Below are 15,043 nucleotides of genomic sequence, written 5' to 3' on the forward strand. Positions count from 1 at the left end.
TCGAGCTTTCCCATCCATGCATTTCCGCCCAGCCTTGCTCATGCTTGCGGCGATCACCGCCACGGCCCAGACGCCGCCCGCCGACCTGGCCCGCAAGAACGGCTGCCTGTCCTGCCACGGACTGGTCCACAAGCAGGTGGGCCCGGGCTTCGCCCAGATCGCGGAGCGCTACCGAAACGACGGCGACGCGCCCGCGCGGCTGGCCGGCAAGATCCGCGATGGCAGCGTCGGCACCTGGGGCCGCGTCATCATGCCGCGGCAGGCCCACGTGTCGGAAGCCGATGCCCGCGCCCTGGCCCAGTGGGTGTTGTCCCAGCCCGCCTCTCACTGAAAGCAGCCAGCACGTCCTCAAGATTGGTAACAAAGAGCGAAAATAGGTTACACACGCGGTGCGTCGGATTTGGACGCGCCCACCTGAACGCTCTGCCTTGAACTCCCGTCCCGCGCCCTTCTTCGCCAATGTGGTGCTCGTGCTGTCGATGACACTGCTGGCCGTCATCGGCGCCTTCTTCGGCGGGATGTCCGGGCTGCAGCAGTCCAAGGCCGCGCTGCACCTGAAGCAGGCCGACTGGCAGGTCGAGGACACCTCCGGCTTCAGCACGCCGCCCCCGCGGCAGCAAGCAGGCGAACTGCCCGACGACTGGAACCCGATCCGGCTACCGCTGGCCCTGCCCATCGCACTGCTGCGCCAAGCCGACGGCGACGCCGCCGTCGGCATGTCGCCCACGGCCCGGCCGACCCGCATCACGTGGCTGCGGCTCTCCACGCGTCACCTGCCTCCCTCGAATGGCCCTCTGGCCCTGTACGGCGCCCGCGTCAAGACCGACGGCACCATCGCCGTCTACGCCGACGGCCGGCTCGTGCACCGCGCCCAGCAACTGGGCCCGTTGTGGAACAGCACCCGCACGCCGCTGTGGGTCGAGCTGGACCGCGGCCCCGCAAGCACGCCGCCACAGGAGATCCTCATTCGCCTGGAACACTCGCGCAACACGCAGGTGGCGGTGTCGTCGCTGTGGGTCGGCCCCATCGAAACGCTGCGGGGTCGACACGGCCTGCGCCAGTGGCTGCAGCAGGAGCTGCCGGCGATGCTCAGCGCCGCTTTCATGGCCGTGGGCGTGTTCGCGCTCTTCGTCTGGCTCAGGCGCCCCGACGAAACCGGCTATCTGCTGTTCTTCAACCTGTCGGCCACGTCGTTCATGCGCGGCCTGCATTTCTACGTGGGCCAGCCGATCGCCAACGACTGGTTCGCGTGGCTGACCGTCAATTCGCTGTTCTGGCTGGTTCTGGTGGTGCACTTCTTCCTGCGGCAGCTGCACCAGCGCCAACTCAAGTGGCTGACCTGGGGCGTGGTGCTGGCCACCACAGCGGTCGGCGTGCTGACCATGCCCGGGCTGAACCTGGTGCAGAACACCCCGCGCGTGACGCCGCTGATCTACGCCGTGGCGGCCCTCATGGGCACGGCCGTCTGCCTGGTCGGCGGCGTCAGCGCATGGCGCCGCTCGACCGAAGGGCGGCTGGTGGCAGCCGGCATCGGCGTCTGCGTGCTGCTGGGCATCACCGACTGGCTGCTGCAGAACAATTTCATCAGCCCCGAGGGCTGGTACCTGGGCGCCTACACCAACGCGGTGACCTTCAGCGTGTTCGGCGTGCTGATGTACCGGCGCTACGTGCATGCCATCGGCGCCGTCGAGCAGCTGAACGACAGCCTTGCCGACCGGCTGCGCAAGCGCGAGGCCGAACTCGAGCTGAGCCACCAGCGGCTGCGCGACGTCGAGCGCCTGCGCACCATCAGCGACGAACGCCAGCGCCTGATGCAGGACATGCACGACGGCCTGGGCTCCTCGCTGATTACCGCCATCCGCTCGGTCGAGAGCGGCGGCATGAGCGACGAGAAGATCTCGCAGATTCTCAAGAGCTGCCTCGACGACCTGAAGCTGACGCTCGATTCGCTGGAGCCGGTAGAAGCCGACCTGCTGTTGCTGCTCGCCACCCTGCGCTACCGGCTGGAGCCGCGGCTCGAAGGCACCGGCGTGTCGCTGCGCTGGGAAGTGCAGGAGCTGCCCGCCCTTGAATGGCTCGACCCGTCGAGCGCGCTGCACATACTGCGCATCGTGCAGGAGAGCATCTCGAACATCCTGCGCCACACCCGCGCGACCGAGATCCGTGTCGAGACCGCGCTGGACGGCGCCGGCGTTCGCGTGACGATCGAAGACAACGGGCAGGGTTTCGACGTCGACAAGGTGTTGTCCTCGCCGTCGGGCCGCGGCATGCAGAACCAGCGGCGGCGGGCACGGTCGATCCAGGGCACCGTCAGCTGGGAATCGCGCCCGACAGGCACGCGGTTCATGCTGTGGCTGCCGCTTGCGCGCGAGGCCCTGGCGGCCTAGGGCCGGCACGCCATCGAAGAAATGGCACAGCGTTTGCTTGATCCAAACCTCTCGGCTCGCTCCGGTTCCTTTGCACAAACGGGCGGCATCGCTCACCATTCAGGTGCCACGCAACCGGTCGGACGCACGAAGCGTCGCAACCCTTGACCCGAACGGAGGCTCACGTTGGCAAGGCTTGACCCTCGGAACACGTCGCGCTACTGGCATGTGCCCGACCTGCCGGGCATGGACATGCTGCAGGCGGACTTCACGACACATGAGTACGCGCCCCACGTTCATCACTCCTTCGTGATCGCGGTGACCGAGGTCGGCGGCGCGGAGTTCAAGAGCCGCGGCCGCACCGACATCGCCCACCAGCAGGCGCTCCTCGTCTTCAACCCTTCCGAGCCGCACTCCGGCCGCATGGGCGGCAGCGCCCGGTGGCGCTATCGCGCCTTCTATCTGGCCGAACCGGGCATCCGGCACCTGCTGGCCATGCTGGGGATCGACCAGACCCGGTACTTCATGTCGAACATCCTCGGCGACCCGGACCTCATCGCGAGCTTCCTGGAACTGCACCGGGCCTTCGACGGCCACAAGGAACAGTGGGACGCGCTGCGGCAGCAGGAGCTGTTCGTGCACAGCTTCGGCACCCTCTTCCAGAGCCATGGACAGGCGGGGCAGCGCGTGCTCGGCGTGCCGGCGGATGCGCAGGTGCTGGCGCCGGTGCTGGAGCTGCTGCACGACGCCTACGCGGAACGGCTGACGCTGGAACAGATGGCCGCCGCCGCCGACCTGACGCCGTTCCAGCTGATAGGCGCATTCAACCGCACCATCGGCCTGACGCCGCACACCTACCTCACGCAATTGCGCCTGCGGGCCGCCATCGCCCTGCTCGCGGCGGGCCGCCCGCTCATCGAAGCCGCCATGGCCAGCGGCTTCTACGACCAGAGTGCCCTCACCAGGCACTTCAAGCGCACCTTCGGCATGACGCCTCTTCAGTACGTGCGCGCGCGCACCTGCTGAAATCTTCTCCACGCGCCTCCGCGGCCCTCGCGCCATGCGCTGAGGGCCCGCGCTAGCTTCTTCGCTCCCCCGGGTCTCGCACCTGAGCCCGCCCTCTTGCGGCCCACCGTATCGCGGTGCTCGCGCTGAATTCCGATCCGTTTTTTTGCGCGATCGCTTCCGGCTGCAATTTTTACCAATACGGGTTTCCACGCACTGACTATCGTGCAACTAAATGGTTTCGACCACTGCAAAGTAATTAATTCGTTTTCAATAGTGTTTAACCCACAGGTGACCCATGCAAAACGTTGATCGCGGCATTACTGGTTCCTCCCTCGCAGGCTCTGCAATCCTGCTGGAAATAGGCGCGGAGTACGGAATCATTGAATTTCTCCAGAAATCACCGGTAGTGGACGCCGCCACGGCCTCCCGGTCCTGCGGAATCAAGGAATCCGTGATTTCCGCCTACCTCGACTCCCTGAGCAAGGCGGGAATCATCGAGGTACTGGATGAAAAGGCGCCGGCAACCTACAAGGCCGGCAGCAATTTCGACGAACTGATCAATGAAGTCGGATATCTCTCATGGGCGCTGCGCGCCTGTGCCCCGTTGATCAACAACGCGAAAGAATTTTCGGAAAACAACGAGGAGGCGCAACTCAAATATCCCCGAAGCGGAGGATTGGTTGCGCGCACATCGAAATGGATGGGCGAGAAATCTTTTTATCCGCAGCCGGAAAACGCCATCGTTGCCATGGCACCAAAGAAAATCGTGGATCTTGGATCGGGGTCAGGAGGGTTCCTGATTCGCATGCTCAGGAAAATTCCAGGCTCAAAAGGCGTTGGAATCGACCTGAGTGCATCAGCCACCGAGCAAGCCGTTCGGGCGGCCAGTGAAGCGGGAATGAGCGACAGGCTCCAGTTCGTTACCGCCCCCATCCAGGTTCTCGTGGAAGACGCTTCTCTCATCAGGGATGCAGACATCATCCACGCAGGATTCGTCATGCACGACCTTCTTCCCGCAGAGGAAGAAACCCTCGACGCATTGCTGCGCGCTTGTTGCGCCAATGCGATCAAGGGCACGCTGATCATCGTCGACGCAATTCCCGTTGCTCAATCCAGCTGGGAAAAGCCGTTCGCCGCCGCATTCAATCATCTGCACAATCATTTCATGTCCAGGAGACTTCTGAGCGAAGAAGAATGGAGTGAAAAATTGTTCCGCGCGGGCTTTTCAAATGTGCGGGTCGAAATACTTGATCACCCTGGAGGGCGAATGTTGATGGCAAGCAAATAACCGAGTTATCACGGCATTTTTTAACCAACTGTAATTAGGAGCACGAAATGAGCGTTACCATTTCCGATCTGGTTGAGAGAGTTAAAAGTCATCGTTGCTATTCTCACCCGATTTTCAAGAATTGGGTAAAGATCGAACCGGAACCTCCCGTTGTGGGAGCCCTTTTTCACCAGATCCAGAGCTTCTGCGCGTCTACGCGTCCGGGATGGAATTTTCCCGATGCGCTCAAGGAGCACGGGCTGCACAGGCAAAGCGAGTTGCTGGAAGAAATCGTCGAGAGCGAATCGGGTCACGGCCCCGAGCTGGCCACGATGGCGGGATACATCGTCAACCAATCGGCCGACAAGCCCGTGTTTTCGGACCTCTACAACCAGGAAAAGGTCGAAGCGAAGCTCAAGGATTTTTCCAACCAGCTGCTCGGTTCCCTGCCCGGCTACGACATGGACACCGGGTTGACCGCGCAAGTCCGCAAGGCCATTGGCGTCTTCGATCACCGCAAGCTGACGGACATCGAGAACACCTACAGGAACCTCGGCACCACGCTGGCGCTGGAAATGATCTCCAACCAGCAATTGATTCCCGGCGAAAAGTATTGCCTGGTGGACAGCGGCATCTACAACGCGGACCTCGATGTGCCCGAAATGCACTACCTCCTGGAGCACTGGGGCGAAGTCGGCGCCGAGCAGCATCACGAGCAAAACGCCCGCACCGCGGTCGAGCTTGCCTTGAAGACGGAATACGCCCATCTGGTCGTCGAGGGCGCGGACGATTTCCTCGATTCGCTGACCGGCCTCTGGGACGTTCTGGATGCGGCATTGCTGCAATCCGGTGTCGCTGCCGCAGAGCAGAGAAAAGTCGCATACGTATAGCAACCGACTGCGATTTTAATTTTGAACAGCGCTTTCAGCACTGAGTAAGGTTGCCATATGGTTGCCTATCTGATTGGCCGGATGTCTATTGTGGATCCGGATCAATACAACGAATACAAGCAACTCACGCCCGGGATCATAGAAAAATTTGGAGGCAAATTTCTGACACGGGGAGGCGATCGCATGCATTTGGAAGGCTCTCCGGATGACCGGCGCGTGGTTCTTGTCGAATTCAAATCTGCCGACGCAGCGAGAAAATTTTACGAATCACCGGAATATACCTTTGCACGTGGTTTGCGAAAGGATGCTGCGGTCGACATGCAGCTCATGGTGATCGAGGGATTTGAAGGGCGATAGCTCTTTTGCCCTGCCCTTTTGATGATTAAAACAAACCGGCTGACACGACCGATGGAGACTCGGTCGTGTCAAATAAAATATGACGACCATTGCCCTACCTGCTGCTTCAAAAAGCAATTTCTTTTCGTTCGTCGCGCTTCTGCTTGGCGCGGCGGCATTGGCGCTGGGCGGAGTTTTTCTCCGTCACAGCGAATTGCCTCCAACGGCAAGCGCGGTTTATCGGGTTGCTTTGGCAATTCCGATCTTCTTCCTGCTCGATATGCTCGCGGCAAGAGCCGAGCCCGCGCGCCCGGCTGGCCCGACCGGCCCGGCGGCCGAACGGATGCCGGCCATTCCCATCAAGCTCATTCTGGTCGGATTCATCTTTTCAGGGAATCTGGCGCTCTACCACTGGTCCATGACACTGACCACGCTGGCCAATTCCAATCTGCTTGCCAATCTTGCCCCGATCTTCGTGGTGCTCGGCTCCAATTTATTCTTGGGGAAAAAATTCAAATCCGGCTTCCTGCTCGGCATGCTGTGCGCATTGGCCGGCGCATTCATCCTGATCGGCCATCGACTGGATTTCGGGTCGAGCTATATGACGGGAAATCTGTTAGGGCTGCTGACGGCCGTCTTTTACGGCTCATATCTTTTGGCGGTCAGCCTCGTGCGCTCGAACTATCGGACGATGACCGTCATGGCATGGAGCAGCGTCGGCACGCTGATCGTTCTTCTGCCCATCACGCTGCTGCGCGGCGAATCGCTGGTTCCGCACACCATTCACGGCATGCTGATGCTGCTTGCGCTTGCTGTCGTGTCCCACGTCGGGGGCCAGGGCCTCATCGCCTATGCGCTGGCCAAGCTCCCGGCCGCGCTTTCTTCCATCACCCTGCTGATTCAGCCTGTCATTGCAACCGTGCTCGGCGCCTACTTGTTCCACGAATACCTGAGCGCTACCGAATTTGCGGGCGCCGTGATCATTCTGGTCGGCATCGTTACCGCACGACGATTTTCATAAGCATCCCGCGAACCGAGGAATTCATGTCACGTTACCTTTGCCATACCCAACCCGATTGCTTTCAATTCGAAGCCGATGTCATAGCGCGCCGCCCGAATGCCGTTCTTCTCGATCGGTCGTTCTTCTATCCGGGCGGCGGCGGGCAATTGGCGGATCGCGGCACGCTGCAGTGGAATGGCGGTGAAATCAAGATCGGCCGGATCGAAATGGAAGGCGGCAATGCATGGCACTACTTCGATGAAGCGGAAACCGCCGAGATTCCCGCCGAAAAGGTCATCGCCAAGGTGGATCAGGATTTCCGCTTCATGATGAGCCAATTGCACACGGGCTTGCATATCCTCAATGCGCTTGTCTACCAGCGCTTCGAGGGCTCGCTGGTCACGGGCGTGCAAATGGCAGCCGACGGCACGGCCCGCATCGACTTCGACCTGCCTGCAGCCGACAACAACGAACTGCGCAAGCTCGAACCCGAACTCAACACCCTCATCTCCGACGGGCTGCAGGTGAATGCGGTGTATCTCGATGCTGCCGAACTCTCGCGCGAGCCCGGGGTGCTGCGCAGCCGGTCCGTGGCGCCGCCGAGCCAGGACGACGGCACCACGCGCATCATCGAAATCGTGGGACTCGACCGGCAGGCCTGCGGCGGAACCCATCTTTCGAAGACCTCGCAATCGGCACCGCTGCGCATCCTGAAGATCGAGAACAAGGGGCAGCACAACCGGAGGATCCGGATCGGCCTCGTCAGATAGGGCCCCGGGCATGCCAGTCGAACAGCTTCCTCCGCGCCCCCTGCCCGAAGGGTTCCTGCCTTCGAACTGCAGCTTCTCCGAGCAGGACTGGCCCCTTCTGGCCAGGCAGTGGTTTCCGGTCTCCCGCGCCGACAAGGTGTTGGCCAGACCGCGGCAGGTGAGCTTGCTGAATCTGCGACTGGCCATCTATCGCATGCCCGATGGCATTCGCATCGCCCGCGACATGTGCCCGCACCGCGGGCTGCAGCTGAGCACGGGTCGCATCGAAGACGGCGAGCTGGTTTGCGCCTACCACGGCCTGCGCTTCGGGTCCGACGGGCAATGCCGCAAGGCGCCGGAGAAGCTGGCACTCAAGGCGGTGGATTGTTTCAGGATCACGATGTTTCCTGCGGTTGAGCGCCACGGTCTTATCTGGACCTGCCTGATCCCGCATGGCGAGCCGGAAATACCCTTGATTCCTTTGAAGACCGAAGACTCCGGCCAGGAAGACACGGAGCTTCGATTCAAACTTCTTCCTGAAGACTGGATGGACATCGCGAAATTCGAATTCTCGAACAGCGAACTAATGATCGAATCCAGCCATCACCATTTGCTGCGAAATCTCGCACTGAATGAATACCAAAGGCTGTTCGACGAGATGGGATTGAGCGCCACGGCAAGCGCCTTGCAGCCATCCCGCACCTGATTTTCCAGGCGCAAAATTTTCGCCAATATCACCGCGCTGCCCCCTGTCATGCTGCACCTCAAAGCGAGGCCACCACATGACGCAATCATTCCGCCAAGCAAGCCCTGAAGTCCTGACGCTCTCCGGCACTGCACCCGATGTCCGGCCAGTGGAGCTATTGCTATATCTACGCCGCCTGCTTCTTTTTCTAGCCTGAATTTCCAGGCATTGATGCGGCGGCCTAGCAGCGATGTCCGCACTCGTTCAAATGAAATTCAAAAAAATCAAATGACAGTCTTCTCCACCGAGTCTTTTGCGGACCACGAACAGGTCGTCTTCGTTTCCGATGATCGGGTCGGGCTGCGGGCCATCATCGCCATCCACAGCACCCGGCTCGGACCGGCCCTGGGCGGATGCCGCATGTATCCCTATGCCGACGATGCTTCCGCCCTGCGCGACGTGCTTCGCCTGTCGCGTGGAATGACGTTCAAGGCCGCAGCCGCGGGACTCGGCCTGGGCGGCGGAAAGTCGGTGATCCTCGGCGACCCGCGCAAGAGCAAGACGCCCGAACTGCTGCGGGCGATGGGCGTGGCGGTCAACCGCCTTGGCGGCCGTTACATCACCGCCGAGGACGTGGGCACCACTGTCGCCGACTTCGCCTGGGTACGACAGAACACCCGGCACGTGGTCGGCTTGCCGCAGGAGCTCGGCGGCACCGGAGATCCTTCGCCGACCACGGCGTTGGGGGTCTATCACGGCATCGAGGCCAGCGTCGCGCATCGGCTGGATCGCGACCTGCGCGGGCTGACGGTTGCAGTGCAAGGCCTGGGCAACGTCGGCTGGAACCTGTGCCGGCTGCTCGCCGGTGCGGGGGCGTGCCTGACGGTATCCGACGTCGATGCGACGCTGGCGCGCAAGGCCTGCGCCGAATTCGATGCGCGGGCAGTCGAGCCCGACGAGATCCATGCCGTTCAGGCCGACGTGTTCTCTCCTTGCGCAATGGGTGCGGTCGTGAACGATCGAACCCTGCCGCAGCTGAAATTCCGGGTGATCGCCGGCGGCGCCAACAACCAACTGGCCCGCGACGAACATGGCAGGCAGTTGCGCGACCAGAAAATCCTGTACGCGCCGGACTTCGTGATCAATGCGGGCGGCCTGATCCGCGTGGCGTCGGAGCACGAGGGTTTCAATTCCGCAAAGGTGGATTCGCAGGTGAAAGCCATCGGCGCCACTCTGCACCGGGTCTTCGAACTCGCCGCGCGCACGGGCATGCCGACCCAATCCGCAGCCATGCAGCTGGTGCAGGAGCGGCTGGGCGGCAACCCGGGCAGCGTCAACCCCAGCAGCGGCAACAGCATCCTGACCGAGCGTGTCGCATGACCACCGTCGAGATCCTGCGGACCCTGGTGGCCTTCGATACGACATCGCACCGGTCGAACCTCGACCTGATCAACTGGATAGCCGACTACCTGTCGGCGCATCGGGTGAAAGTGCACCTCGTGCACAGCGAGGACAAGCGCAAGGCGAACCTGCTCGCCAGCATCGGCCCCGACATGGCGGGCGGCATGGTGCTCTCCGGGCACAGCGACGTCGTGCCGGTGACCGACCAGAACTGGAGCGCCAATCCCTTCACGCTGGTCGAACGCGACGGCCGCTTCCACGGCCGCGGCGCGGCAGACATGAAGGGCTTCATCGCCGCCTGCCTGTCGGCCGTTCCTTCGTGGCGGCAGCGGTCATTGATTCGCCCGATTCACCTTGCGTTCTCTTATGACGAAGAAATCGGATGCCTCGGCGTTCCAGAGCTCGTGAGCTGCTTGAAGACGCAAGTGGAGGCACCTGCACTGGCCATCATCGGCGAGCCGACCGAGATGCGGATCGGCGTCAGGCATCGCGGTTTCTTCGGGCACCGGGCGCTCTTCAGCGGACTCCCCGCGCATTCGAGCGACCCCTCGCTTGGCGCCAGCGCCATAGAGCCCGCCGCCTACCTGGTCACCTGCCTGGCCGGGCTGCGGCGCAGCCTTGCCAGGCAGGGCGGCGAGGCCACGATCAACATCGGCCGGATCGACGGAGGCACCGCCATCAACATCGTGCCGGGCTGCTGCGAGGTCCTGTGGGAGTTCCGTCCGGAAGACGAAGCGGCGGCGGAGCTTGTGCGCAACGTGGTCAGGGAAGCGCTGACGGACCTTCCCGCCGGCGTCACGGTCGAGGCCATGCAGGTTGCCGGCGTGCCGGCGCTGTCGGCACGCAACAACGACGTGGCTCTCTCGGTCGCACGCGAGCTCGGCGCGCTCTGGCCGGAGGCAGACCTGCCGTTCGGCACCGAGGCGGGCTTCTTCCAGCAGGTGGGTATCCCGACGGTGGTATGCGGCCCCGGCTCCATCGCGCAGGCGCATCAGCCGGACGAATGGATCTCTGCAGCCCAGTTGCAGGCGGCCGATCGCTTCATGCAATCGGCCGGTGCGTGGGCACTCTGCGAAGCCGACGTCTCACCCACCCCCTCTCTCAAGACAGCATGAAAAACCTCGACGCAGCCGCGGTGGCGGACACCGCCACCGCCCTAGCAGCCCTCACCACCGACGGAACTCCGGCGCAGAGCGCACGGGCCCACGATGCCACGCGCCGGATGATTCCCGCCGCGGTCATCGGCAACACGCTGGAGTGGTTCGACTTTGCCGTCTACGGCTTCTTCGCGCTCACGATTTCCAGGCTGTTCTTCCCGACGGGCAACGAAACCTCTTCGCTGCTGCTGACCGTGGCGACCTTCGGCGTCGGCTTCGTGATGCGCCCGATCGGTGCGGTGGTTCTGGGCGCACTCGGCGACACGCACGGGCGAAAAGCCGCGTTGTCCACGACCATCCTCCTGATGGCGCTTGGAACGGCAATGATCGGCCTGGCGCCGACCTACGCCCACGTGGGTCTCTGGGCACCCGCCTGGATCGTTCTGGCGAGGCTGATCCAGGGCTTCTCCGCCGGCGGCGAGGTCGGGGGAGCGACGGCATTTCTCGTCGAGCATGCGCCCAAGGGGCGAAAAGGCTACTTTGCAAGCTGGCAGCAGGCCAGCCAGGCCGGAGCGCTGCTGCTCGGTTCGATCTTCGGCGCGACGCTCACGGGGATTCTTAGCCCCGAGCAGCTGGAGTCTTGGGGCTGGCGAGTTCCGTTTCTGTTCGGCCTGGTCATCGGTCCCGTGGGCTGGTACATCCGGGCCAGGACACGAGAGCCGGCAACCTTCGAACGAGCCAAGGCCGCCAACCGGCAGGCATCCCCGCTGAAGCAGGTGATCGGCTCGTACCGCAAGGAAATCGTCGCAGGATTCGGCGTCACCATCGTGTGGACGGTGTGCACGTATTTCTTTCTCGTCTACATGCCGACCTACGCCGTGCGCACGCTGAAACTGCCCCAGAGCGCATCGCTTTGGGCGAATGGCGCCGGGCTCCTGGTGCTGGTCGTGCTGGCGCCGGTTTTCGGTGGACTGTCGGACCGTATCGGCCGGCGGCCGCTGCTGATCGGGTTCGCCGCGGCAATCCTGGTGCTGGCCTATCCGGCGCTCTGGCTTCTCACGGCTTTTCCAAGTGCAGTGACCCTGACGGCGGTACTGATCGTCTTTGCAGTGCTGATTGCCGGCTTTACCGGGCCCGCCCCTGCCGCCATGGCCGAGCTCTATCCGCCGCAGGTGAGGTCCACGGGGCTTTCCATTGCGTACAACTTCGCTGTCACGATCTTCGGTGGCTTCGCGCCATTCATTGCCACGGCGCTGATCGCCCAGACCGGGAGCCCGCTCGCCCCCGCCTGGTATGTGATGTTCGCCGCGGCCGCCAGCCTGGCGGCGCTCCTGGCCGCCGGTTCGGTTCTACGCAACAAGGCATAACGCGCCGCTCACTTACAGCCGCGGCCACCCCTGCGGCCCAGGTGATCGCCATAAAGAAGAAAACACATGTCGGACCTCAAAGACACCCTGAATCTGCTGAAGACCCCGTTTCCCATGAAAGGGGACCTGCCCAGGCGCGAACCCGATCTGGTCAAGCGGTGGGCAGAGCAGCGCATCTACGAGCAGATGCGCACCGCGGCGGCCGGCCGCCCTCCCTTCATCCTGCACGACGGCCCGCCCTATGCGAACGGCGACATCCACATCGGGCATGCGGTGAACAAGGTTCTCAAGGACATGGTCTTCAAGAGCCGCTTCTTCGACGGCTTCGATGCGCAATGGATTCCCGGCTGGGATTGCCACGGCATGCCCATCGAGCACCGGATCGAGCAGGCGAACGGACGGGGCCTGCCGACGGAACAGGTGCAGCAGCTGTGCCGCGAATACGCGCTCCAGCAGACGCAAAGCCAGAAGAAAGACTTCCTGCGGCTGGGCCTGCTGGGCGACTGGGACAGGGCCTTTCGCACCATGGACTTCGAGACCGAGGCCAACGAGATCCGCTTTCTCGACCGCATCCGCCAGCGCGGCCTGCTGTTTCGCGGCCAGAAGCCGGTCAACTGGTGCGTCGACTGCCAGTCGGCGCTGGCAGAGGCGGAACTGGAATACGCCTCCAAGCGCTCGACGACCGCCTACGTCGGCCTGCTGGCACTGGACGCGGTCGATTTCGCATCGCGCTTCAAGTGCCAGCCCATGCCCGGCAAGCAGGCCCGGCTGACGATCTGGACCACGACACCGTGGACGCTGCCAGGCAACGTCGCAGTGGGCCTCGATCCCGAGGCCGGCTACGGGCTCTATGACACGCCGAACGGCCTGCTGGTCATGGCCGCGGAAAGCGGCGCAAAGCTGCTCGCCGCAATGGGCGTGGACCATGAACTCTGCGCGGTCGCGCCCGGCGCCGACCTCGTCGGCCTCAGGCTGAAGCACCCCTTGCTGGACACCGAAGTGCCGCTGGTGGCCGCCGACTTCGTCTCGCTGGACACCGGCACCGGCCTGGTCCACCTGGCGCCGGCCCACGGCGCGGAAGACTTCGAACTGTGCCGCAGCCTGGGCCTCAGCGGCGACAACGTGATCGACGGTGCCGGGCGCTTCGTGGCCGGCCTGCCGGCCATCGGCGGCATGGGGCTGGAAGAAGGCAGCAAGTTGATCCTCGACATGCTGAAGGCCGACGGATCGCTGCTCAGGCAGGAGCGCATCGAGCACTCGTACCCTCACTGCTGGCGCCACAAGACACCGATCCTGTTTCGCTCGACGACGCAGTGGTTCATCGGCATGGACCAGCGGGCGGCGGGCGACACGCGCACGCTGCGCGAGACAGCGCGGGAGGCAATCAGGGACGTGCCGTTCTATCCGGCTTCGGGACGCTCGCGCATGGAAGCGATGATCGACGGCCGGCCCGACTGGTGCGTTTCGCGGCAGCGGACATGGGGCGTCCCCCTTCCCTTCTTCGTCCGGCGCAGCGACAAGTCGCTGCATCCGCAGACCGCACGGCTCGTCGAAGAGGTGGCCTTGCGCATCGAACGCGAAGGCATCTCCGCCTGGACGCGCCTGAAGCCCGCGGACCTGGGCGTGGACGAGAGCGAGTACGAGAAGCTGTCGGACACCCTGGATGTGTGGTTCGACTCCGGTTCCATCCACGCCACCGTCTATCGCGATGCCCGCCGCCCCGACGCGCATGGGTATCCGGCGGACCTCTATCTGGAGGGCTCCGACCAGCATCGCGGCTGGTTCGGCTCATCGCTCATGACCGGCTGCGCGGCCGACGCACGCGCACCGTTCAAGGCAGTGCTGACACACGGCTTCGCGGTCGACGGAGACGGCAAGAAGATGAGCAAGTCGCTGGGCAACACCGTCAGCCCGCAGGAGGTGGCGAATACGCGCGGCGCGGACATCATCCGCCTGTGGATCGCAAGCACCGACTACTCGACGGACATCTCCGTTTCGCAAGAGATCCTGGACCGCGTCGTCGAGATGTACCGGCGCATCCGCAACACCATCCGCTTCCTGCTGCTGAACGTGTCGGACTTCGATGCGGCGACCGACAGCGTGGCCGCGGAGGATCTCGAGCGCGTCGACCAGTACGCCATGCTTCGCTGCCGCGAACTCGCCGAGCAATGCCGCAAGAGCTACCGCGAGTACGACTTCGTTTCGGTGACCCGGCTGCTGCACGGCTACTGCGCGGAAGAGCTCGGCGGGTTCTACCTCGACGTGCTGAAAGACCGGCTGTACGCCAGCGCGCGCGACAGCCATGAAAGACGCTCCGCGCAGACCGCGCTGCACGCCATCGTGAAGAACCTGCTGCTCCTGGCAGCGCCGATCCTCAGCTTCACCACGGAAGAAGCCTGGGCGGTGCTGTTCAAGTCGCAGGAAGACAGCGTGTTCGTCCACACCTGGGATGAAGCGATGCTACCCTGCATGGGCGACTCGGAGCTTGCCGAATTCTGGCGGCAGGTGAGGCTGCTTAGGCCCAGCGTGATGAAGGCGATCGAAGACATCCGCTCGTCAGGCGCCATCGGCCGATCGAGCGAGGCGAGCATCGTCATCGAAGCGCCTGCGGAGACCATCGAGTCGCTTGCGCTACTGAGTGCGGAACTGCCTTCGATCTTCATGGTCGCCGATGTGGCCTTGAAAGAAAGTGGCGGCGTCGAGGTCAAGGTCAGGCGCACCTCGTCGCTGCGCTGCATGAGGTGCTGGAGGCACGACGCCACGGTGACGGATGACGCCGAGCAGAAGATGCTTTGCGGGCGGTGCCGGACGGTGTTGTCTGGGCTTCTGGAGTTGAACGACGCCTGAGGGCGTGTGAGAGCACCTTCATTGGAGTTC

13 protein-coding genes are annotated in these 15,043 nt (G+C 63.3%); all 13 read left to right on the forward strand.

What is annotated here, in order from left to right; all coding sequences use genetic code 11:
- Positions 1-16: 16 nt before the first annotated feature.
- Entirely contained in the window at positions 17-331 is a 315-nt protein-coding gene (locus ACWV14_RS19650) for a c-type cytochrome (RefSeq protein WP_454903205.1), read from the forward strand.
- A 148-nt stretch (positions 332-479) separates the two neighbouring features.
- Positions 480-2,387 carry a sensor histidine kinase gene (locus ACWV14_RS19655; RefSeq protein WP_454906034.1) on the forward strand — a complete coding sequence of 636 codons (1,908 nt, stop codon included), beginning with the start codon at positions 480-482 and terminating at the stop codon, positions 2,385-2,387.
- A 165-nt stretch (positions 2,388-2,552) separates the two neighbouring features.
- On the forward strand, positions 2,553-3,392 hold the full coding sequence (locus ACWV14_RS19660) for an AraC family transcriptional regulator (protein ID WP_422087084.1): 840 nt from the start codon (positions 2,553-2,555) through the stop codon (positions 3,390-3,392).
- Positions 3,393-3,669: 277 nt separating this feature from the next.
- On the forward strand, positions 3,670-4,662 hold the full coding sequence (locus tag ACWV14_RS19665; protein WP_454903207.1) for a class I SAM-dependent methyltransferase: 993 nt from the start codon (positions 3,670-3,672) through the stop codon (positions 4,660-4,662).
- A gap of 47 nt (positions 4,663-4,709) precedes the next feature.
- The gene (locus ACWV14_RS19670; RefSeq protein ID WP_454903208.1) at positions 4,710-5,531 is read left to right on the forward strand and encodes a hypothetical protein; all 822 of its coding nucleotides are present in this window, start codon (positions 4,710-4,712) and stop codon (positions 5,529-5,531) included.
- 57 nt (positions 5,532-5,588) lie between these two features.
- Positions 5,589-5,888: a DUF1330 domain-containing protein gene (locus tag ACWV14_RS19675; RefSeq protein WP_454903209.1), complete on the forward strand. Its 300-nt coding sequence runs from the start codon at positions 5,589-5,591 to the stop codon at positions 5,886-5,888.
- A gap of 79 nt (positions 5,889-5,967) precedes the next feature.
- Positions 5,968-6,888 (forward strand): DMT family transporter, encoded by a 921-nt coding sequence (locus ACWV14_RS19680; RefSeq protein ID WP_454903210.1) that lies wholly within the window; start codon positions 5,968-5,970, stop codon positions 6,886-6,888.
- Positions 6,889-6,911: 23 nt separating this feature from the next.
- Positions 6,912-7,637, forward strand: a complete 726-nt coding sequence (locus tag ACWV14_RS19685) for an alanyl-tRNA editing protein (RefSeq protein ID WP_454903211.1) — start codon at positions 6,912-6,914, stop codon at positions 7,635-7,637.
- A gap of 10 nt (positions 7,638-7,647) precedes the next feature.
- Positions 7,648-8,322: a Rieske 2Fe-2S domain-containing protein gene (locus ACWV14_RS19690; protein ID WP_454903213.1), complete on the forward strand. Its 675-nt coding sequence runs from the start codon at positions 7,648-7,650 to the stop codon at positions 8,320-8,322.
- A gap of 210 nt (positions 8,323-8,532) precedes the next feature.
- Complete coding sequence (locus tag ACWV14_RS19695) at positions 8,533-9,681, forward strand: Leu/Phe/Val dehydrogenase (RefSeq protein WP_454906036.1); 1,149 nt, start codon at positions 8,533-8,535, stop codon at positions 9,679-9,681.
- Complete coding sequence (gene argE, locus ACWV14_RS19700) at positions 9,678-10,817, forward strand: acetylornithine deacetylase (protein WP_454903214.1); 1,140 nt, start codon at positions 9,678-9,680, stop codon at positions 10,815-10,817. Before ACWV14_RS19695 ends, argE begins: the two co-directional genes overlap by 4 nt.
- Positions 10,814-12,166, forward strand: coding sequence for an MFS transporter (locus ACWV14_RS19705; RefSeq protein ID WP_454903215.1), 1,353 nt, complete (start codon positions 10,814-10,816; stop codon positions 12,164-12,166). Before argE ends, ACWV14_RS19705 begins: the two co-directional genes overlap by 4 nt.
- A gap of 66 nt (positions 12,167-12,232) precedes the next feature.
- On the forward strand, positions 12,233-15,013 hold the full coding sequence (ileS, locus tag ACWV14_RS19710; protein WP_454903216.1) for an isoleucine--tRNA ligase: 2,781 nt from the start codon (positions 12,233-12,235) through the stop codon (positions 15,011-15,013).
- The last annotated feature ends 30 nt before the right edge of the window (positions 15,014-15,043 follow it).

The sequence above is a fragment of the Variovorax durovernensis genome, assembly GCF_977011995.1.

What these genes read in the sequence shown, in the direction of transcription:
- ACWV14_RS19650 (WP_454903205.1), top strand. Translation starts at nt 17, where the DNA reads ATGCATTTCCGCCCAGCCTTGCTCATGCTTGCGGCGATCACCGCCACG.
- ACWV14_RS19655 (WP_454906034.1), top strand. Translation starts at nt 480, where the DNA reads ATGACACTGCTGGCCGTCATCGGCGCCTTCTTCGGCGGGATGTCCGGG.
- ACWV14_RS19665 (WP_454903207.1), top strand. Translation starts at nt 3,670, where the DNA reads ATGCAAAACGTTGATCGCGGCATTACTGGTTCCTCCCTCGCAGGCTCT.
- ACWV14_RS19670 (WP_454903208.1), top strand. Translation starts at nt 4,710, where the DNA reads ATGAGCGTTACCATTTCCGATCTGGTTGAGAGAGTTAAAAGTCATCGT.
- ACWV14_RS19675 (WP_454903209.1), top strand. Translation starts at nt 5,589, where the DNA reads ATGGTTGCCTATCTGATTGGCCGGATGTCTATTGTGGATCCGGATCAA.
- ACWV14_RS19680 (WP_454903210.1), top strand. Translation starts at nt 5,968, where the DNA reads ATGACGACCATTGCCCTACCTGCTGCTTCAAAAAGCAATTTCTTTTCG.
- ACWV14_RS19685 (WP_454903211.1), top strand. Translation starts at nt 6,912, where the DNA reads ATGTCACGTTACCTTTGCCATACCCAACCCGATTGCTTTCAATTCGAA.
- ACWV14_RS19690 (WP_454903213.1), top strand. Translation starts at nt 7,648, where the DNA reads ATGCCAGTCGAACAGCTTCCTCCGCGCCCCCTGCCCGAAGGGTTCCTG.
- ACWV14_RS19695 (WP_454906036.1), top strand. Translation starts at nt 8,533, where the DNA reads ATGCGGCGGCCTAGCAGCGATGTCCGCACTCGTTCAAATGAAATTCAA.
- argE (WP_454903214.1), top strand. Translation starts at nt 9,678, where the DNA reads ATGACCACCGTCGAGATCCTGCGGACCCTGGTGGCCTTCGATACGACA.
- ACWV14_RS19705 (WP_454903215.1), top strand. Translation starts at nt 10,814, where the DNA reads ATGAAAAACCTCGACGCAGCCGCGGTGGCGGACACCGCCACCGCCCTA.
- ileS (WP_454903216.1), top strand. Translation starts at nt 12,233, where the DNA reads ATGTCGGACCTCAAAGACACCCTGAATCTGCTGAAGACCCCGTTTCCC.